Consider the following 20,429-nt stretch of genomic DNA (forward strand, 5'->3'; position numbering starts at 1 on the left):
TAGGAAATGGAAGTCAACCGTCCCTCCGTACCTGTCCCCCATAATGTCGTCCCAGCACAGATATCATCGCAAAACACGCCCTCCGCCCCAGGGCGGCTCGGGGAAAACAACATCCGCCCCGCGTCTTCCGAATCTGCGCCGACTCTAACGACGCCGGAGAAATTCAAGGCCTGGGCGGAAAATCACGATTTAAACCTTACCGGTTACCCGCAGGCCAAAATAGAACGCTACAGCGAAATCATCATTCAGGACCTGGAGCGAAAGAATCTCGCCGCTGTGCTGGATCAGACAAAGTCCTCCGCCGGCGATGAAGCCGCGGTAAAAAATCTGTTCGAAAAGCTCAACCTGCAAGCGTTCATGGGCAAAACGCCGGACCCTGGCCTGGATCTCTCTACGCCCAAAGAAATCGGCAAACTCACGCAGGCGTTAAAGGACATATTGACCAGTAAACTTGATGAGCCCCAGCGAAGAGTCTTTAACGAGAAGTTCAACCCTCCCCGGGAAATCCATACCGCCACGGATCACCTGGAAGTGCTGAATCAGATGAACTTCGCGCTGAAAGAGGTCAACCAGCTCATACCCTCCAAGTTCAGCGTAGAAACCGCTGCAGTGACAAAGCCTCTCGCCAAACACGTCGCCAACCGTATCGTCCAGCAAGAACGCGACAAAATAAAAGAAGATGTGCTGGATAAACTGAAATACCTCAATAATTCCGGCGCCAACAACAACCTGGCGGTGGAAATGGACCTGGGCGTGAGCATTCTGCATACGCCGCTCAAAGCAACGGTCAATCTCAGTCACAAGGAGACAGCGCAAACCTCACAGGCGCTTGGCGTGCTGCGGGAAAAAACCGATGCAGGCAAGTTCGGATTTGAAATCAAGCTGCCAATCATTGAGGCGGGTCCATCCGTCGGGGCGACGGTCAACCTGTCCCGCACCTCAGGCAGGGGGTTTGATAACGTCAGCGATTTTGTCGATCACTTCACCAACAGCGTGCTGGATCTCACCTTGAGTTCTCCAGGAGCGGCGAAATCAGCGAAGGCGCTTAAAAAAGCGGTGGCCAGCGATAGTGACATTCTCACCCAAAGCGATCAAATGAAACTGAAGCTGCAGGACTACCTGAGGGCTCACGGCGAAGGCGCGTCCAATCTAGACGAGTTGCGAGACTGGCGTAACGGATCAGTCGAGCTCGCCTTGCCGGAACCCCGCAGCATACCTGCCTCTGCAGCTTACAAAGTCAATTCTCTTTCCTACGGCGGCTTCGGTAAGCTTGGATTCAAGCCAGCAGATGTGAAAGTCAGTTATGAACACAAACATACTCACATTCATGTCAAAGGAGAAACCTCGCTCACCAAAAAGATGTTGGAAGATGAGGATCTACTCAAATCCCGCACCGAAAAATTTGAACATCGCGCCCAAGACGATTTTTTTGAGCGACTCGGCGCGCTCAAGGAACACATTTCTCATATTGAAAGCGCTTCCATAACATCAGAAGAAACTCACTCTCCAAACCCGGTTAACTCTCTGCCTCTAACCGCAGAAAACCTCGAATTATTTGGGAGATCTCTAAATCGCAGCCCTTCCGCCACTTCCGAAGAAAGCTTTTACACCGCGTTGCAGGAGCCCCCTTCCCCGGGCAGCCTTTCCGGTAGAGCCAGCTCGGAGTCGTTGAACTCGGTGGACGCGCTTAACAACAACGAAGTAATCGTCAATCGCAGTCCAACCATTGTGAGCGGAGAATCCTTTTACACCGCCAGCCAGGGCAGCCCCTCCGTCATCAGTGAAACCAGTTCCATTGCGAGCTCAGAGGAGCGGCCTGCGATTGATCTGGTTCGCGACCAGCTCAAAGACATGGCTTTGGAAAACTTTGACAAACTGCTGCAGTACGAAGGGAACACCCGTTCGCATGATACGTTGACCAAGGGATTCGGGCGCGTAGAGCATAACCTGCGCAAAGTGGTTGGCATGGGGCCCAAGCATCTTGAGTCCGCCATGAAAAGAGAGATGGAGAAAGAAGTCGGCGTAAAAGGCAGAGCTTCTCTGGTGGAAGGCTTGACCGTTCGCCACGCCAATATTTTCAACGAGTTCGTCAAAACCTACCGAGAAGAAACGGGGGAAGCGCCGGACACCACACTGGCGAAGGCGCGTGAAGAGGCGCCGGAAGCCATCATGGCGTTTGAGACCATCAGCAAACACCTTGAAACGCCGCAAATGAAGTTCAGCAAAAACGACTTTGCGCAAATTCGCGCTCTGGAATACAGCCAGCCGAAGGAGAGAAGCCACAAAACCACCCTCACCCTGGACATCGCCTCAACCGCGACAGCCACAATCGAGCATACCCGTCGTAAAATGCGCAATAACGCCAATATCAACTACAACGGCGCTTTTCACGACATAAAAATTACCATAAAGGGCAGCGTAAGCCCGGACACTATTGAGAAAATCAAAGAACTCGCCAGTAAAAAAGCGCCAGGATTAGAAGACGCGGAAGTCACTGAGATACTTTCCAGCGCTGCGGAATCAGCTTCAGGCGCAGCGACGGGGTCTGCAGCCGCCACAGTTTCAGCCTACTTTGAGCTGAAAGACGGGGGCATGAGTTTCGGGAGGGTGCTGGTCGGCGGTGAATTGAAGGTCGGCGGCAAAGCAACGATTCCTACAGACACCGTAACAGTGGAGGTAGGCGGCACCGTCGCCGCGACCCACGAACGCCCCGTCAAAGAGTTCATTGGTAAAGACAACCTCAATTACTTCAAAACCCAGTTTGACGGCCTGGTAAGCCGTAAAACCATCGCGGAAACGCCTCGTACGGGCGATGGCTGGGAGGAACTCACGAAAAAATTTGATGGGCATCTGGACGCCATGATGACCAATATGGCGACCCCCACCAGCAAAGTGCGAAAACAGGTGGATGAGCTATTCGCAACCTGTCAGCCTCACGCTCAAAAAGAACATCTGGAAAAAGCCGAAAAGGCGCGGGATGAATTCTTTGTCGCATGCGAAAAAATGGCTCAGGGACCGCAGGAAGGCTCATCTGCGACAGCAGACGATTTGAAAAAAGAAGCCTTGAGCGCATTCCGCCTGTTCCTTTACGACTTCAAGGAGGGCATTCAGAAAGATTATGAAAAAGCAGTCAAGAAATTGAGTTAAGCCTTACAGAGTGATCCCACGCCCATGATCGCAGGATCACTCTACGCCCTTGATGGAGGGCTTACATCAGCGGCATGACTGACTCCTTCAGCGACGTCCGCGCCCGGAACAGGCGGCTTTTCACGCTGGGGACAGTAATACCCAGTTCATCCGCGACGCGCTGATAGGGATAGTTTTCAATCGCCACCCATTCAACAATTTGCTGCACGTCTTTCGGCAGCATGCGGATGCTGTACTCCAACTGCTTGATGCGATGCTCCTGCTGCAGGTTCGCTTCCGGCGTATCGGACTCGTTATGCGCCTGATCCAGCACATCATCGGAGACAAAGTCATATTTGTACTCAGGGGAACGGTTGTAGTGGTTGCGGATCAGGTTATTGGCGATACCCAAAATCCAGGTGGAGAACCGGGATTTTCCTTCAAAAGAGCTGAGCCCCTGCTGCGCCCAAAGGAAAGTATCCTGCACTAAATCTTCGATATCCTCCTGACGCGACACCCGGTTGCGGATAAATCTGTGCAATTTGGGACGCTGTTCACGAAAAAGCATTTCCAATGAATTCGGGCAACCGCTTCTGGCCTGACTAACTAACTGATTGGTCTCATCGTATTTTATTTCCATCGTTCCCATTCCTTTTGTTGACGGGGGGTTGATGGAAACGATGGTCGGTCACACGGCCTTTTGAACCAGTTTCAGATAAGCGTCAGATTCGACGCAGATGCATCTGATCCCTTGAACTGAACCGATCTGACACTGACGGTTCACTTACCCGACGCAAAGTGAACCTGACATAATGAACTTAATTCGATATACGCACGCACAGATATAGATAAGATATAAATGACTGCCGGTCAGAGTTAAAAAACATAACCGCTCTTCCAACTTCAAATAATACCGGCATGCATTTAACTTTTTGTAATTAAAAAAGAAAAAAAATTACGGCCATATTATTAATATATTTCTTAAGTAACGCGAAACCCCGCGAAGTTTCTGGGCCGTATAGATATATGGTTAGTACGATAGACTTAACAAGCCTAACCAGTGGTCTAATTGCATAGGCCAAATTAAGCATTTAAATAATCTCTCTGAGGGATAATTCTATGGCTTTGTAACGGAATGTAAGGCCGACTTCGTATAAAAACGTATTTTTCGCCTTTTGTATCCTAAGTAACTTGATGTACTGTTAGGTTTCGTTACAAAAAGAAGGTTTGTTGTTTCGAACTATAACAGGGAGCGCATTCTTACGATCTCTGTACGACGTTGATGTCTGGAACTCTATTACTCGCGTCGCTTTACACTGGAACAGCCACATTCCGCCTTCTGTAAAACAGATAAAAAATATAGCGGAAAGCTAAGCGTTATCAGCGCCTGCCACAGGCGCATTTCGAGGCGCAACTCTGAAAAATATTGATAGTTTTTATTGAAAGAGAACATCGGAAAAGTCAATGACGTTTTTGTTGTTCTCGTGTCGCTTACCCTGATAACTTCCGAATGAAAGCGTATTCATAAAAAGTTCGGATAGCAGGATAAAAGTCCCTGAAAAACAATGATGTATGGGAATTTCAAGCTCACAAAAACAGGAAGCGTTTGGGATGATTCGGGAAAATACCGATCAGCAGTCGTCAGCGCTCAACGTAGTAAAGGATAACAATATGCGCCAGAGTTGCAGACCCGGCAGGGTCCGTTTGCATCGAAACCGCTTGTTGGAGCTTAGACAAGGCCTGGGATTAAGTCAGGAACAGGTCGCTGACGAATGCCAACAGCAGAGACTGTATGTGTCCGTTTCTTCACTGAAACGAGCGGAATTGCAACGCTATGTGTTGCTGCGCACGGCTAATAATCTATCGCGATTTTACAACGTGCCGGTGGAGGAGCTGATCGTGGCGGAGGACGCCTCTGAACCAGAGACGCCAGCCTCCCCCCCAGAAGCGCCAGCAGTGGTTCAGCGTGAGAGTAATGATCCAGTAGCCACTCCCATTCACAGGAAAGTGCTTGGCTTATGCTTGGCGGGCGAGCTGGACCTCAGAAGTCTCGCCCCCATGATGGATGAGCTGGACGTCGCCGTGCACTATTCTTCATCGTCATTCCATGTGCTACTGCTGGGCGCCGCAAACGCCCACCAGAAGCCAACCGCTTACGCGATGCGAGTCATTCGCGCCATCGCCCGACGCCATCCTGATATCGTCGCGTTGGTGAAGCCCATCCAGGCGGAATTCAGCCACCACGACGCCCTGCACTGCCAGGCGCGACTGCCGATGAGCGAACGCCTGGGCATAGAGCGCTTCGCCAAACAGCAGCTACCCGGCGTGGTGCTGGTGCACAGTGAGCTGTTTCACTGCAGTCGCCTGGAGTACAGCTTCGTCTATAAATCCAACCCCGCCTACGCCCCCGGCCCGTGGTATGCGCTGACAGAATCCATGCCTCCGGTGCTGCACACCATTGGCAGAGAACAGGAGCGGGCGTACTTCCAGTCCCTGCTGATCCAGCTAAAAGCGGAGGGCGAAGGCGCCTGGTGCAATATCAGCGGGGTGGCGGGCATCGGTAAAACCCATTTAGCGCTGGCCTTTGTAGAAGAAGCCGCCAAGCAGAATCTCAGTCGCGTCATTCTGCGCAATACCTGTGATGATAAGTCCAAACTGCACCCAGGCGCCGAGTTGATCCGCCGGCTGGCGAACTTGCAGGAGGTGGACGAAAACAAGCTGTTGAACCTGCTGGTCAACTTCTGTATCGATAGCCACTGGTATCCGTTTATCTATCATCTGTTCGGCGTCAAACGCAACGACCCGCATCCTAATGACTGGATGGTGGCGAGCATGTCGCCCTATCTCTTCCAGAAGAGTTGCCAACAGGCTCTGGAGACCCTGCTGATAGCGCTGCTGGGGCAACGGGAACTGATCGTAGTGATAGAAGAAATACACCAGCTTGACGAGGACATGCGCCTCACTCTTGAAGCCTTGGCGAATCTGACGCCTTACTGTCCGCTCTTGCTGATCACCAGCAGCTACTCTGATTTTATCGCCGGCTTCGATCAACATGACGTTAAGACCATCCGGCTGTTCCCTCTCACTCAACCACAAGCGAGAGAGCTGGCGCACGGACACGGCGCAGCCAGCGAGGAGTGGCGCGAGCACTGTGTTTTAAAGGCGCAGGGGCATCCGTCATTCTTAATCGATTTACTCAATCACGAGCATTTGGGCGACGAATTACCCTTTAGCATCACCAACATCATCGCCGCCAAAACCGAGCGATTGTCAGCCCGCCTCAAGTGCGCTTTGGAGCTGATTTCCGTCAGTCAGGATGGGTTCACGCAACCGCAACTGGAAGAGTTGATGGGCGGTCCCCTGGAGCGTTTCGCCACCCTGCTCAGCCTGGGTGTTTTGCATCCCCATGGCGAACGCTGGTTCTTCACCCACAATCTGTTGCGGGAAGCGGTCTACCAATCCATGCCGGAAAAGGTTCGCCGCGAACGCCACGCCATGGCGGCGGAGTGGATACGTGAGCGCGACCCCGTGCAGTACGCCATCCACCTCGCCAAATCCGGCAGCGATCAAGCCTTACCGGAATTATTGGCGGCGGCGGAGCGGCTGATTCAGGATCAGCACTTCAAACAGGCCAAGCAACTGTTGCTGCTTGCAGAACCGTTTCTGCGGGACGCCAAATGCAAATGCAAAGCTTATCGCATGCTGGCGCTGACGCTGAAATCTCTGGGAGAGACCGACAAAGGCGTAAAAGCCGCGCTGTCGGCCATCGACCACTGCTCAGATGAACGCGACGCCAGCTACGACTGGCGCATATTGGCGGAGATGTATTATCAGCTCGGCCGCACGGAAGACGCCCTGCACGCCCTGAACTGCGCGGAAATTCTGACGGAGCGGTATCATCAGCATGAGCTGGGCGCCAGACTGTACGAGCTGCATAGCGAAATACTGCTGAGTAAGGGGCATGTGGTGGCGAGCCAGGAATACCGCAAAATCGCGATGAAAACCGCCATGAAAAGCGATCATTGCCCGCCAAAGTGCGATATCAGACAGGAGGGATTCAGCCCTTACGGAGGATTGGGGCCGAACATGCCCAACTTCGCCCCACAGACATGTATGAATAAATAGATAGATAAATTAATAAATAGAAAAGTAATAAATAGAAAAATCGCCCCCAACTGCGTCTCAGTATTACTTGTCAGTGAGACGTTGAATTAATCGCCGCAACCTTCGTAGCGCTACGGTTACCCAACAACAATAACAGGGTTAACCAGAACCGCCGAAGGTGACGATATGTATCCGCTCTCGAATATACTGGCCCGCGAGGGCATCCCCACACGCCCCTATTCCCTATTACCTGGAACTCGCCCTATCGGCGAAACCGCTTGTTTTGAAAACGCCGAGATCACCTACCGCCAGGAAGAAGACCTGCTGACGATTATTCTGTATCGACGCCTGCAACGCCCAAACGGCCTGGGCAATGCGTTTGCAGAAATGAAATGGCTGCTGGATGTCATTAGCAGGCAGGCGCCGGACATCAGAAAACTGGTCACCACCGCGATGCGCGTTGAACATGAAGACGGTGGCCCTGTGCCCTCACCGGACAAACTACTGACGTTCTATAAACGCTATTTCAACGCTATCGATGATGGACGCAGGGATGGGCAGGATTGGTTAAAGCTGGAGTTGAGAACAGCGGAGGCGCGTTAGCGCACCCGCTCAGATTTCGGGACGTTCGAGAAACGCCCTTACGCTCGCCATTTCTGTGGCGACGACCGCAGGGTTCGGTTCAATCTCAGCCAATACTTGAGACCCGACAATGATCATGCGGATCATGCGTTCCAATTGGTCGCTGATCTCAGCATGCTTTTCGAAAGGTAAATCCAGCGCAGTGGCGGCGACCGCAAACACCAGTCGGGTAATCGCCTTGGACACCAGCTCCGGTTGCATGATGCCCGTGCCTTTGGACTTAGCGAGGCGCACCAGATCTACACAGAGCTCTTCTTCAAAGAAGCACAGCTGGCGTTCTACCGCGTATTTAAAGGCGTCAGAGCCGACATTGCCTTCTCTGAGCAGGATATGTAAAAACTTTTCATCGGCGCTCAACTGTTCGACAAAGGCCTCGACGGAAGAACGCACCACACTGGTGTCCATGCTAGCGCGATTGCGGGCTTCGCCAATGATTTTCCTGAGAGAGGCGCCGGCGCGTTCAATCAGGGCCACGGCCAGTTCATCGATGTCCCTGAAATGCCGGTAAAAACTATTGGGCGCAATCCCCGCTTCCCGGGCGACTTCACGTAGACTTAACGTAGACACGCTGCGATGCGGCCCAGCCAGCTTCAATGCAGCGGAAATTACATCTTCCCGCGAGATAACCGCCTTGCGTCCCTGTGGCGTTCTGGTCGCGACAGACTCAAGTTTCTGCTCCTGATTCAATGCACTGCCCTTACTGACATAAAAAGGAGTTATATCCTAGCCTTGTTGCGGCGAAGAATATAGGCTTTAGCCGCCGTACGCCGATTTTCTGTGAAGAAAAGAGTGTTTTCGCCACACTTTTAGATCTACGCCGAATATAGCGCCCCTACTCCGCCATTACGAAAAAGGAAATCGTTATGTCTGATCTACTGCTCACGCTCGCCGCCCATCCAGGCGCCAACAAACTGCTGAAAAAACTGGGACTGCCCGCTCCGGTTGCACTTCAGCGCTCGACGCAGGCGATCCCCGACAGCCCATTGCAGGAAGCCACCGCTGTGATCGGCGGCGTTACAGGAAGTGAAGCCTTGGACATCGTGCGCGCCCGATTACAGGAACTTGGAGCGCGGGTATGCGAGGACAAACAGACAAGCGAGGCGCCGCCGGACATCGCCCTATTCGACGCCACCGGCTGTCGCAACAGTGAGGATCTGGATGCGCTCTACCGTTTTTTCCATCCCCTGATGGCGCAATTCCCCCGCCACGGCCGCGCGCTCTTGCTGGCGCAAACGCCGGAGCAGGCGGACGACCCAGTGACGGCGGCCTGCGCCAAAGCCGTAGAGGGATTCACTCGCTCTCTCGGCAAAGAGTTGGGCAAACGCGGCGCCACCGCCAATTTGATTTATCTGACGCCAGGCCAGGAAGATCGTCTGGCGGGACCTCTCACCTTTTTCTGTTCACCCGCCAGCGCCTATGTGGACGGTCAGGCGATCAGATTAAGCGCCGCGGTGGAAGCGCCGCCACAGACAACGCTTGCCCAGCCACAGCAAAACAAGATCGCTCTGGTGACCGGAGCCTCCCGCGGCATTGGCGCAGCAACGGCGCGTCAACTCGCCGGGGAAGGCGCAACGGTGGTGTGCCTGGATATCCCTTCCGCCAGCCGGGCCCTGACGAGCTTTGCCGCCGAGATTAACGGCGTTCCAATGCCCATGGACATCACCGCGCCGGATGCGCCGCAAACCTTGGCGCAATTCTTTCTGGAGCAATATGGCGGACTCGACATTATCGTGCACAACGCCGGAATCACTCGCGACAAAACCTTGGCGAAGATGTCGGAAGCAACCTGGCGCAACGTGTTGGATGTTAATTTTCGGGCAGTCGTCGCCATCAACGAAGCCCTGCTGAACGCAAAGGTATTACGCAATATGGGGCGCATTATCTGTCTGTCATCCATCAGCGGCGTCGCCGGGAATTTTGGCCAAACCAATTATGCGGCCAGCAAAGCGGCGCTGATTGGCTATGTGACGGCCCTGGCGCCTCAGCTGGCGCACCAAGGGATAACCGTAAACGCAGTTGCGCCCGCGTTTATTGAAACCGATATGACGGCGCAAATGCCGTTACTGATGAGAGAGGCGGGCCGCCGCTTGAACTCATTGTCTCAGGGCGGTCAGCCCGAAGACGTCGCGGCGTTGATCGCATTCCTCGCCGCTCCCGACGCTTATGGAGTCACTGGCGCAACCATAAGAGTGTGTGGGCAGGCGCTGATTGGCGCCTAGGCCAGCTCAAGCGCTTTCCGGCGCGGTCTGCACGGAGGCGTCAGTCTTTCCGATACGCGCTGCGGGCCATAGAGCGATGATCGCGATGACGCCCAGTAAGACAAAGGCTTCGGTGTAACTCAGCATGGATGCGACATGCCGCCCATCCCCTGCCGAGCTTCCCCACTCAAGCATGACCGCCAGAATATTGATGCCCATGGCGCCGCCAAACTGTCTGGCGAAATTGATCATGCCTGAGGCCTGCCCCAACTGCGCGTCACTGACCTCCACCAGTCCGCCGGTGCTGAGCGCCGGCATCATCAGCGCCAACCCCACACGCCCCACCAGCACCAGGACCGCCAAGTAAAAAAACGAGGGTTCAAGGCCGATAAATACCCATAACAAACTGGCTCCAGCGAACAATGCGAGTCCGGCGATCACCAGGCGATGGGGCGCGCCTTTATCCGCCGCCCGTCCGCTGAAGGGAAACAATATGCCCAGCGCAACGCCAGCCGGCGCCATCATCATCCCCGCCTCTGTTGCGCTGTAGTTCAATGCAGTCTGGACAAAAAGAGGAATAATGTAGGTAGAGCCGAACAAGGCCATGCCCAGTCCTAACGCCACCAGAAATGCGCTGCGAAAGCTGGGAACGCGTAATAGAGCAAGCTCCAGAAGAGGGCTCCGGCTATATCGCTGTCTCCGCACGAACAGTATCAGGGAAAATACCGCCAGCAAGGCTCCCACCGTCTGCCAGACCGGTTGCACGAGGCCATGCTGCAACCGGGTCAACCCATCCAACGCGCACCCGATAAACAGACAAAGATAAAAGAAACTGGTCCAATCGAAACCATGCTGCTCGCCAGCCGCTTCTCTGTGAGGCATATAGCGAAGCGCCATCAGAAAGCCGGCCATGGTGATAGGCAGTGGCGCAAAGAAGATATAACGCCAGTCCAGCTGGTCTACGATGACGCCGCCTAGCACAGGCCCCAGGGCAGGCGCCAGGATTACGCCCATCCCGTAAATGCCTATAGCGCGCCCGCGCTCATTACGAGGAAAGACTCTGAATAACACATGCATGGCGATGGGTTGCAACATGCCTGCGGCGGCGCCTTGCAGCACCCGCGCCAGGATCACGGATTCCGCATTCGGCCCCAGACCGCCCAGCACAGATGCGCCAGCGAACAACAGCATGGCGAAGCCCAACGCATGACGCAGACCAAAGCGCTGCGTCAACCAGGCAGTGGTCAGCATGGTCGTGGTCATGGCGGCGAGAAAGCCGGTGGAAAGCCAGTGGGCGACGCCCTGACCGATGGAAAAGTGGCTCATGATGTCCGGCAAGGCCACATTAACGATGGTGGAGGTCAATACGGCGGAGACCGTCCCCATCATCACTGTGAGCATGGCCAGCCAGCGATAGGCGGGGCCATGACGATCAAAAAGAGCCTGCAACAACGTATCAGACATGTAAATGCTCCGTAATCAGTCTTCGGAATCCCCTTGCAAGCGCGTTAGTGATTCGCCACCCAAAAGCCGGCGCCGGGCATTAGAGACGGCGATCAGTTTAATTCCGATGCATTCTTTTCAATACGCGCGAAGACCTGCAGGCACAGCTCAAGATCTTGTGGCGAAACGCCAGCAAGCATCTCACTCCGCAGTGCTGCGGCGCGTTCGTTTACCGTTTCCAGATAACTTTCCGCCGCCGCAGTAAGACGAATGCGTTTGGCGCGTCCATCCTGTCCACAGCATGTGCGGGTCACCAAACCTGACTCTTCCAGACCGTGCAGCAAGCGCACCAGCGTCGGCGACTCAATGGACAACGCGTTGGCCAGTTCTTTCTGGGTCAGGTCGCCGCCGAGCCTTTGCAGGTAAAGCAGGGTGACCCAACGCGACTGAGTCAGCCCCAGATCACTGAGCCGATCATCCAGCAGTTTGCGCCAGCGCCGGTTCAGGCGCGCCAGGGTGAAGGAAAATATCTCGCTCATGCTATTTCGCTTGTTGGAGGATTTAAATTAATTAGCTAGCTAACTATTAGTGTAAAACAGATTAACGAATTAGCCATGCGTAATAGCCGAGAAACTTTCTCGTAAGTGAGATGTGGGCAGAGGCTCTTACAAATATCCCAATGGCAATTCCGTGTTGTCCACCACCCTGCGCAGAACGAAGCTGGAATGCACGCCGCTCACCCCGGGAATGCGGGTGATCTTGTTCAGGAGGAACACTTGATACGCATCCATGTCCGGCACCACTACTTTCAGCATGTAGTCCGCCTCCTGCCCGGTTATCAGATAGCACTCCTGAACTTCTGGGGACTCTTTAACCTGATTTTCGAACTCTTCAAAGCGCTCAGGCGTATGGCGATCCATGCTGATCTGGATAATTACCGTCAACGATAACCCCAGCTTCTTACGCTCCAACAAAGTCACCCGCCGCAGGATAATGCCCGCTTCTTCCAGCGCACGCACCCGACGCAGACAGGGCGACGGCGACAGCCCCACTTTTTCCGCCAGTTCCTGGTTGGATAACCCGCCGTCCTTTTGTAGGCACTCCAAGATTTTGCGATCAATTCGATCGATTTTGACAAGCTTCTCTTTCATTTGGATATTTAATTTCACGGAAATGTTTATTTTTAAAATTATCTATCAATTTTTAATAAAATCAAATCAACAACGCAAACTCATTGCGCGCCATTCCCGGTATTATTGCTTTCCTGACTGCACGTCTCTCTAAGGCGCACCCACCTTATTACGAGACGACAGGCGGCCTGGCTCACAAGGCGGGGCGGCTAAATGGGCCACAAGCTCAAGCGAATCAGAGCCATTACGCTCAAAACCCTAATGGATGCGGGTAGCACTAACGCCCGCTCAATACGAACAGGAAGATTTACGAGGCTGATTTCCATGGCTTTCGACCACCGCAAGTATCGTCCATTCACTCCTATCCGTAAGGCGGACCGCCGCTGGCCGGATCAGGTTATCGAACAAGCTCCCATCTGGTGCGCAGTCGACCTGCGTGACGGCAATCAGGCTTTGATCAAGCCAATGAACGTCAGCCAGAAACAGCGACTGTTCGACCTGCTCGTGAAGTGCGGGTTTAAGGAAATTGAAATCGGCTTCCCTGCGGCCAGTCAGCCGGACTTTGACTTCTGCCGCAAACTGATCGAAGAAAATCGCATTCCTGACGACGTCACCATCCAGGTGCTGACGCAGGCGCGTCCCGAGTTGATCGCGCGCACTTATGAAGCACTGCAGGGAGCCAGGCAAGCAATCGTTCACGTTTATAATTCTACGTCCACCGTACAGCGCGAGCAGGTATTCGGTTTAGATCGCGAAGGCATCAAAGCCATCGCGGTGCGCGGCGCTGAGGAAGTGTTGGCGCATGCGGAGAAGCATCCGGAAACCCAATGGAGTTTTGAATACTCACCGGAAAGCTTCACTGGCACGGAACTGGACTTCGCCGTCGAAGTCGTTAACGCCGTGAACGCCGTCTGGCGTCCGGAGAACGGCCGCAAAGTCATCATCAACCTTCCCGCCACGGTTGAGATGGCGACTCCTAACGTCTTCGCCGACCAGATCGAATGGATGTGCGACAACATCCATCAACGGGAACACGTGATTGTCAGCGTGCATACTCACAATGACCGCGGCTGCGGCGTAGCGGCGGCGGAGCTGGCGGTAATGGCGGGCGCAGACAGAGTCGAGGGAACCCTGCTGGGCAACGGTGAACGCACCGGCAACATGGATTTGGTCACGATGGCCATGAACCTGTATTCGCAAGGCATTGATCCCATGCTGGATCTATCCGATATGTCCGAGATTACCGACACTGTCGAAGCTTGCACTGAGATCAGTACACACCCGCGTCATCCTTATGCAGGCGATTTGGTTTTCACCGCGTTCTCCGGCAGCCACCAAGACGCCATCCGTAAGTGCCTGCACAAACGTAAAGAAGACGACGCCTGGAATGTGGCGTATCTGCCTATCGATCCCTCGGACCTGGGCAGACGCTATGAAGAAGTTGTGCGCATCAACAGCCAGTCCGGCAAAGGCGGCGTCGCCCACGTACTGGAGCGCGATTACAACATCAGTCTGCCACGCTGGTTGCAAATCGAATTCGCCAAAGTCGTGCAGCATGAAGCGGAGTCAGAAGGCGGCGAAATCGACTCCCGCACCATTCATCGCTTGTTCGAGGAACGCTATCTGAGCACGCCCAAAGGATGGCGGTTACGCACCTACGACATGCATAGAACCGACGAAGCCGTTCAGGTGCAAATTGAATTCGGCGACGACGCCATCATCTCCGGCATCCGTGGCCAAGGTCACGGCGGCGTGGAGGCGGTGGCCGCCGCACTGGAGAGTCGCTATCGCATCAGCATCGCAGTGGAGGCTTACGACGAATTCGCGCTTGGCGAAGGTACAGACGCCAATGCTCTCGCCTGCATCAAGGTCATGATCAACGGGGCGCCATTCAGCGCCGCTGCTTTGGCGGAAGACACCACCACCGCCACGCTGCAGGCATTGTTGTCGACGGTGGGCAGACACGCCCAGATTGCTGCAGACAACAGTCAAAGGGAAGCCGTCTAACGCTATACCCCATTGGGCCCTGCATCAGGGCCCTTTTTTGCCTGTCCTCATTACCTCACCTTTGGCGAAAATCTCGCATCGCGCCCCTGATATTGTCGGAAGCTGTCGACAGTCACCGACCATTTACGGAAAATGTCCGCTTCAGAATAAAGAATCAGGTGAGTCCATCAATGAAATACGTCACCAACGTCCGTTTACGCGGCCAAGACGGTTTGTACGCCATTCAGATTAACCAGGGCGATATCAGCGCCATATTGCCCATGGCGGAGCTTCCGCAAACTGACGTGGAAATATTGTTGGACGCCGGCGAGCGTCTTGTCAGCGCGCCTTTTGTCGAACCACACATACACCTGGACGCGACAGGAACCGCGGGCGAGCCTAGTTGGAACATGAGCGGCACATTGTTTGAGGGCATAGAGCGCTGGTCTGAGCGCAAAGCGATGGTAACGCATGACGACGTCAAGCAACGCACGCGCCGCACTCTGAAAATGTTGACTCAATACGGCGTGCAGGCGGTACGCTCGCATGTGGATGTCACCGACCCCACACTGACTGCACTGGAAGCTTTGCTTGAAATAAAGCAGGAGATCGCGCCATGGATTGAACTGCAACTGGTGGCGTTTCCACAGGAAGGCATTCTTTCCTACCCCAATGGCGTTCAGTTGATGGAAAAGGCGGTGGAAATGGGCGTCGACGTCGTCGGCGGCATTCCCCATTTCGAGTTCACCCGCGACTATGGCGTGGAGTCAGTCAAAATCCTTATGGATCTGGCGCAAAAATACGACCGCCTTGTCGACGTGCACTGCGACGAAATAGACGATCCAGGTTCCAGGTTCCTGGAAGTACTGGCGGCGGAAGCCTTGAAGCGCGATATGGGGCATCGGGTAACCGCCAGCCACACCACGGCGATGCACTCCTACGACAACGCTTACTGCAGCCGCCTGTTTCGCCTGCTGAAAATGTCTCAAATCAACTTTGTTTCCTGTCCGACGGAGAGCATCCATCTACAAGGTCGATTCGATAACTTCCCTAAGCGTCGCGGCGTTACTCGGGTGAAAGAGCTGTTGGAGGCGGGCCTCAATGTCGGCCTTGGGCAGGATTCCATTCAGGACCCCTGGTACTCCCTCGGCAACGGCAATCTGCTGCGCACTTTGGACTTCGCGCTGCACATATGCCATATGATGGGCTATGACGACTACCGCAATGCGCTGGACCTGATCAGTCATAACAGCGCCAAAGTGCTGAACATTCAGGACCGTTACGGCGTAGAAGTCGGCAAGCCCGCCAACTTCATCTTATTGGACGGCCCCGATGACTACGAAGTGTTGCGCCGCCAAAGCGTCGTAACCGCATCCATTCGCGCAGGCGACATCATCATGCGACAAACACCCGCTGTGGTGACGCAAAACATTCAACTTTAGGCCGTTTGCACCTGAGGGACGCTGACAACGTCCCTCAGAAATCAGCCCTTGCCGGCTATCGCCCGCACCTTGCCGCTTTCTTTGACCTTGGCGTTATCTTTCGTTTCTTCCTCAGCATTGGGAGCAGGCTCAGGCGACTCTTCAAACAAGACATCCACCTTGCCTTTAAACGCTGTTGCGAACGCCTCCTTGTGATTGGCGACCAGCATGCCAATTTCTTCCGCAAGCCCCTCGTTCAGAGAAGTCAGGCGTTGCGCCAGAAAATGAGACACGCCCTCGGCGAGCTCAAGCTTTTTGTCATGCTCATCAGCTTCTTTCTTGGATTTAAACATCTGTTGTGATGGGTCTCTGTCACTCATATACAGGGTCACTACGGCCATTTTGTCGCCTCCTAAAATTAGCCTCTGTATATTCATACAGTTTTAAGATCAGGTCAAGGGCGTCACACAAGATTCATCCAAACACAGTAACCATCTGAAAACAAAGGCGCTACGGGAGGACTTTCGCTAAAAACACAAGAGATAACCAAATGGTAATAGTCCGAATATATGATTGCGCCTCGTCGCGCAAGGCATTTAGGATATCCGCCAGTTTGACGTTCGGATTAAGCGGCGTTCCCGCACATCAGCATTAGGGAATGCGTGTTTTAATCCAGGTATCTGACAGTGCAGGGAGGACAGAAAGATGCTTATGTTAAAAAACAGGCTTGCAGTCAATGCTTATCAGCCTGACATCGTTGCGTACAAAGAATCCAAAGCCGCCAACGCCTCCCGCAGCGGTGAAAAACATCCTTTCTTGAACGCACTCCCCTATCCCGCCGTTGTGCATTCTCACCAAGGCGAGTTCATAGCCTGCAATACCCTGTTTTTACGTGAATTTAGTAGCGACCCAAAGACTCTGGCTCGCCTGACGTCTCACCGCGACTCATTTTTACAACTGTTCCAGCCTGTGGAAGCCAAAGATGCGCACCTGAAAGGCGACGCATTTTCACTGCAAGCGCACTGCGGCGAAACCAACGCGTTTTATGCGCTAAACAGCGCGCCGTTTTATGACGCCGAAGGCGAGAGGTTGTTGTTGTCCGTACAGAGAGTGGAAGAGCCTTCACTGCTGCTATTGCGACCTGAAGACATGCACGCCCAATTACAGCAAGCCTCCAAAAGCATGTCGATCGGCGAGATGGCGACAGCCTTGACCCACGAGTTAAACCAACCCATCGGCGCGATTCTCAATTACCTTAACGCCGCCAAGTTACTACTTGAAAAGCATACCGGCGTAGACAAGCCGGAAGAGGCCGTACAGCTTGCGATTCGACAGGCCCATCAGGCCGCCGCAGTCGTTGCCCGCATACGTAAATTCGTGACGTCGCGAGAGCCCCGTGCAGATGAAATTTCACTGCGCCAGCTGGCCAGCGGCGTGCTGGAGTTGCTCCAGCTTGAAACCCACCGGAGCCAGGTGAAGCCCCGCCTCCTGATAGCGGCGGACATACCCTGTGTTTGCGTGGATAGAATTATGATCGAGCAAACTCTGGGAAATTTGATTCGCAACGCCATGGACGCCATGCGCGACACACCTATCCAAGAGCGTGAGTTCATTGTAGACGCCCAAGTCATTGCCGAAGGCTGGGTCGAAGTCAGCGTTACAGACAGGGGCTGCGGCATACCCCAGCATTTCCGCAACCGTCTGTTTACTCCCTTCTTCACCACCAAACCTGATGGCATGGGCGCGGGTCTCTCTATCAGCAAGTCCTTTATCGAGCTTCATCGTGGAACTTTAAGATTCAAGGACAACCCTTCTGGAGGCTCCGTTTTCTTATTCACTTTGCCGCTGGCCTCAACAGCGACGCCCTGTACGCCCTCCTGACTAAGCGACTGCCAGCCGTCAGAGCGCGGCCCTCCAAATTATTTTTTGTGGAAACATCGTTTCGAAGAGACAAGCATGAACGCAGCACAAATTTTACTAGTAGACGATAACGAAGATTTTCGCCGCTCCACAGTCTGGATGCTGGAAGCGGCTGGCTTGCAAGTGGAAGATTTCAATCGGGCCGCTGGCCTGCTAGCGAGACTTCAACAACTGGAAGACGCAGGCGTTCCATTAAGCGATAAATGTGTCGTGACCGACCTGCGCATGCCTGACATGAACGGGCTGGAACTGATGGAGGAGTTACGCACCCGTCGTCTTTCCGTTCCCGTCGTTCTTATAACCGGACATGCCGACGTTACTTTAGCCGTTAGCGCCATGCGCATGGGCGCAGCGAACTTTCTGGAAAAGCCTTTTGAAAACTCCATCCTGGTGGAAACTGTGAAAAGCGCGATTTCAGAACCCGGGTCCGCCCTGCGCAATCCGCAGGCGGCCAAGGAAAAGCTGGGACGCTTATCTCCCAGAGAACGCCAAGTGTTGACCCATGTTTGCGCCGGAAAGCTGAATAAGACCATTGCGGATATCCTTGGAATTAGCGTGAAAACCGTCGAGCTGCATCGCGCCAACATGGCTAGCAAACTGGGCGCCCGCAACGTGCAGGACTTAGTCAGGCTTTCTCTGGGTTACGAGTAAGAGAGCAGGAGGCTGTGCGTCCCTGCACGGCGACGTTACTTACGAGCGACCAAACCACCCTCGGCGGAAATCGTAACCAGTTCGGGGTGAATTTTGCGCGCTTTGAGATCACGCTTTACATAGTCTTTGACCTCATCCAGCTTCCAACCGGGAGTCCCTGCTTTGGCTTGCTGGTAGTCGTTGGCGGCAAGCGCGGAATACCAGTACAGCGTCTCCGCCGTAATTTGTTTGTCCCGATCAGAGAGTTCGGCAAGTGAAGGATTTGTCGCAATCACTTGGCGAAACTGCTTCCATACCGCACGATCTTCAGCGTCATTGGTTTCCTGATCATTGAGGATGCTAAAGGAGGTGGTGACCCAGGCAGCCATCGCCAAAGCCAGATCATTGGCCTGATAACCGTCCTTTTTCACCGCATCGCCCATCAACTGCAGAATATTGATCTCAGCGAATGCCGCACGCAATTCAGCTTCCTTGTCGGCAGGCGCCTTCTTCAGCATTTCTGCGATCATTTTTTCTTTGATCTCGGCGCTGACTGCTTTTGATGGGGTGAAAAACGCCCCCTTTTCAGGCACGGCTCCTTTATCGCCACCAGCAGCTGAAGCTGCATCTCCCACCTCACTCAACGCCATTTCGAATGCGGAATTCATCGAACCGGCGATATCGTCCAGTGCCTCGCTGGAGGCATTAGCGGTATGCCCCCAAAGGCACAACAACGGTAAAAAAATGGAATATAGAATCCCAGGAACTCTCATTTAAAGTCTCCTCATTAGGCTGACGCAAATCCGGCGAAAAGTTGCGACAGAAACGCAGCGACAGCAAAGACCGCCCACCTCAATTACATTCGCCGACGCGCCAAAGCTTTGATGCGAGCCATTACGGTAAACGATTTAATCAAAAGGAAAACACCTGGGGAAAACCCTAGTTTATCTATCGCCATTCCATTGATTAGTTTTATCAGTCCACAACTTGAAGATGCTCTCGCCAGGCTCCACACCGTCGACAGGAATCATTATTAACATGGCAGCGATATTGGCATGTTGATAATCAGGCGCATGGATGCGCCTGCGCGGCGACGGGCCGCGGGAGACGGGGCCTGACCTGTGCAGGCCCTGTCGTTGCAGACAAATAGAAGGAAGCTATTTGTCTGCCGGATTAATAACATGGCAGTGATATTGACATGTTCAACCTGGGCGGGACCAGCTATACACAACAAGATGAATGATGCAAAAGGCGGTAGCGGCTTAAACCACTGAACGGCTCAAGTTCAACTGGGGATTTCCCTAGTTGGCGCACTCGGGGTTTATGTGTGAAATACGCCGCAACGGGCGTCAAACGGACAAAATGTCCTGACATCCGCTAAAGCCACATCACGTTAGGTCATGTAACCTTAGCGTTTTGGGGCGGTTTCCACCGCCCTACTTTTCAATCTGAAACAATTTAATGCAGCCGATTTAGATCAGACGTGCTCGGCGCAAACCAACTCTGCAAGCTGCTCCCATAAAATCCGAACCTCTTCCTGCTTCAACTCCAGTTCGGCTTTATCTTTCTCCAGTTCGGGAGAATACTTGCTCATATCCAAGGTCAATTGATATATCTCGTCGATCAGAGCGGACGTTTCCTGGCGCATGGTTTCCTCGCTGACGAAGTGATTTCGCCGCCAATTGTAGGGAAGGATGACAAAGGTAACAATCCCATACTTATGGGAAAATTTGATCCCTGACAGGTATTCGCCAGCCCGCTCTATGCATAGTGTTTTACACAGCACCGCCATACATGGCGATCAGCCGGTATAGACTGATCAAGCGATC

General features: G+C 53.7%; 16 protein-coding genes. 8 read left to right on the forward strand and 8 right to left on the reverse strand.

Annotated features, from left to right (window positions below; genetic code table 11):
• Nucleotides 1–6: 6 nt before the first annotated feature.
• Nucleotides 7–3,147 carry a hypothetical protein gene (locus HCH_RS23055; protein WP_011398880.1) on the forward strand — a complete coding sequence of 1,047 codons (3,141 nt, stop codon included), beginning with the start codon at nt 7–9 and terminating at the stop codon, nt 3,145–3,147.
• 61 nt (nt 3,148–3,208) lie between these two features.
• Here the strand turns inward: HCH_RS23055 and HCH_RS23060 are convergent, their stop codons facing one another.
• Nucleotides 3,209–3,766: an RNA polymerase sigma factor gene (locus HCH_RS23060; protein ID WP_011398881.1), complete on the reverse strand. Its 558-nt coding sequence runs from the start codon at nt 3,764–3,766 to the stop codon at nt 3,209–3,211.
• 971 nt (nt 3,767–4,737) lie between these two features.
• On the opposite strand from HCH_RS23060, the gene HCH_RS23065 reads away from it, so the two are divergent.
• A complete protein-coding gene (locus HCH_RS23065; protein ID WP_011398883.1) occupies nt 4,738–7,251 on the forward strand; it encodes an ATP-binding protein in 2,514 nt (837 codons plus the stop codon).
• Between the two features lie 165 nt (nt 7,252–7,416).
• The gene (locus tag HCH_RS23070; RefSeq protein ID WP_011398884.1) at nt 7,417–7,833 is read left to right on the forward strand and encodes a hypothetical protein; all 417 of its coding nucleotides are present in this window, start codon (nt 7,417–7,419) and stop codon (nt 7,831–7,833) included.
• Nucleotides 7,834–7,842: 9 nt separating this feature from the next.
• On the opposite strand, the gene fabR is transcribed toward HCH_RS23070, so the two are convergent.
• Entirely contained in the window at nt 7,843–8,559 is a 717-nt protein-coding gene (gene fabR, locus HCH_RS23075) for an HTH-type transcriptional repressor FabR (RefSeq protein ID WP_011398885.1), read from the reverse strand.
• Nucleotides 8,560–8,735: 176 nt separating this feature from the next.
• Between fabR and HCH_RS23080 the strand changes: the two genes are divergently transcribed.
• Nucleotides 8,736–10,091, forward strand: a complete 1,356-nt coding sequence (locus tag HCH_RS23080; protein ID WP_011398886.1) for a 3-oxoacyl-ACP reductase — start codon at nt 8,736–8,738, stop codon at nt 10,089–10,091.
• A 6-nt stretch (nt 10,092–10,097) separates the two neighbouring features.
• Here HCH_RS23080 and HCH_RS23085 read toward each other — a convergent pair whose 3' ends face one another.
• From HCH_RS23085 to HCH_RS23095, 3 genes are all read right to left on the reverse strand, one after another.
• On the reverse strand, nt 10,098–11,534 hold the full coding sequence (locus HCH_RS23085) for a DHA2 family efflux MFS transporter permease subunit (RefSeq protein WP_011398887.1): 1,437 nt from the start codon (nt 11,532–11,534) through the stop codon (nt 10,098–10,100).
• 92 nt (nt 11,535–11,626) lie between these two features.
• A complete protein-coding gene (gene slyA, locus HCH_RS23090; RefSeq protein ID WP_011398888.1) occupies nt 11,627–12,052 on the reverse strand; it encodes a transcriptional regulator SlyA in 426 nt (141 codons plus the stop codon).
• Nucleotides 12,053–12,178: 126 nt separating this feature from the next.
• Nucleotides 12,179–12,664, reverse strand: a complete 486-nt coding sequence (locus tag HCH_RS23095) for an Lrp/AsnC family transcriptional regulator (protein WP_011398889.1) — start codon at nt 12,662–12,664, stop codon at nt 12,179–12,181.
• A gap of 303 nt (nt 12,665–12,967) precedes the next feature.
• Here HCH_RS23095 and leuA point away from each other — a divergent pair, with 303 nt between their 5' ends.
• A complete protein-coding gene (gene leuA, locus HCH_RS23100) occupies nt 12,968–14,650 on the forward strand; it encodes a 2-isopropylmalate synthase (protein ID WP_011398891.1) in 1,683 nt (560 codons plus the stop codon).
• A gap of 170 nt (nt 14,651–14,820) precedes the next feature.
• Nucleotides 14,821–16,071 (forward strand): cytosine deaminase, encoded by a 1,251-nt coding sequence (gene codA, locus HCH_RS23105; protein ID WP_011398892.1) that lies wholly within the window; start codon nt 14,821–14,823, stop codon nt 16,069–16,071.
• Between the two features lie 41 nt (nt 16,072–16,112).
• Here codA and HCH_RS23110 read toward each other — a convergent pair whose 3' ends face one another.
• Entirely contained in the window at nt 16,113–16,451 is a 339-nt protein-coding gene (locus HCH_RS23110; protein ID WP_011398893.1) for a YebG family protein, read from the reverse strand.
• 304 nt (nt 16,452–16,755) lie between these two features.
• Between HCH_RS23110 and HCH_RS32680 the strand changes: the two genes are divergently transcribed.
• Both HCH_RS32680 and HCH_RS23120 read left to right on the forward strand, forming a co-directional pair.
• Nucleotides 16,756–17,931 (forward strand): sensor histidine kinase, encoded by a 1,176-nt coding sequence (locus HCH_RS32680; protein WP_011398894.1) that lies wholly within the window; start codon nt 16,756–16,758, stop codon nt 17,929–17,931.
• A 75-nt stretch (nt 17,932–18,006) separates the two neighbouring features.
• Entirely contained in the window at nt 18,007–18,621 is a 615-nt protein-coding gene (locus tag HCH_RS23120) for a response regulator transcription factor (protein ID WP_011398895.1), read from the forward strand.
• Nucleotides 18,622–18,656: 35 nt separating this feature from the next.
• Here HCH_RS23120 and HCH_RS23125 read toward each other — a convergent pair whose 3' ends face one another.
• Nucleotides 18,657–19,373, reverse strand: a complete 717-nt coding sequence (locus HCH_RS23125) for a DUF6683 family protein (protein ID WP_011398896.1) — start codon at nt 19,371–19,373, stop codon at nt 18,657–18,659.
• 704 nt (nt 19,374–20,077) lie between these two features.
• Complete coding sequence (locus tag HCH_RS23130) at nt 20,078–20,392, reverse strand: hypothetical protein (protein ID WP_041598876.1); 315 nt, start codon at nt 20,390–20,392, stop codon at nt 20,078–20,080.
• Nucleotides 20,393–20,429: the final 37 nt, after the last annotated feature.

Origin of the sequence: Hahella chejuensis KCTC 2396, assembly GCF_000012985.1 — a bacterium.
Lineage (GTDB): Bacteria > Pseudomonadota > Gammaproteobacteria > Pseudomonadales > Oleiphilaceae > Hahella > Hahella chejuensis.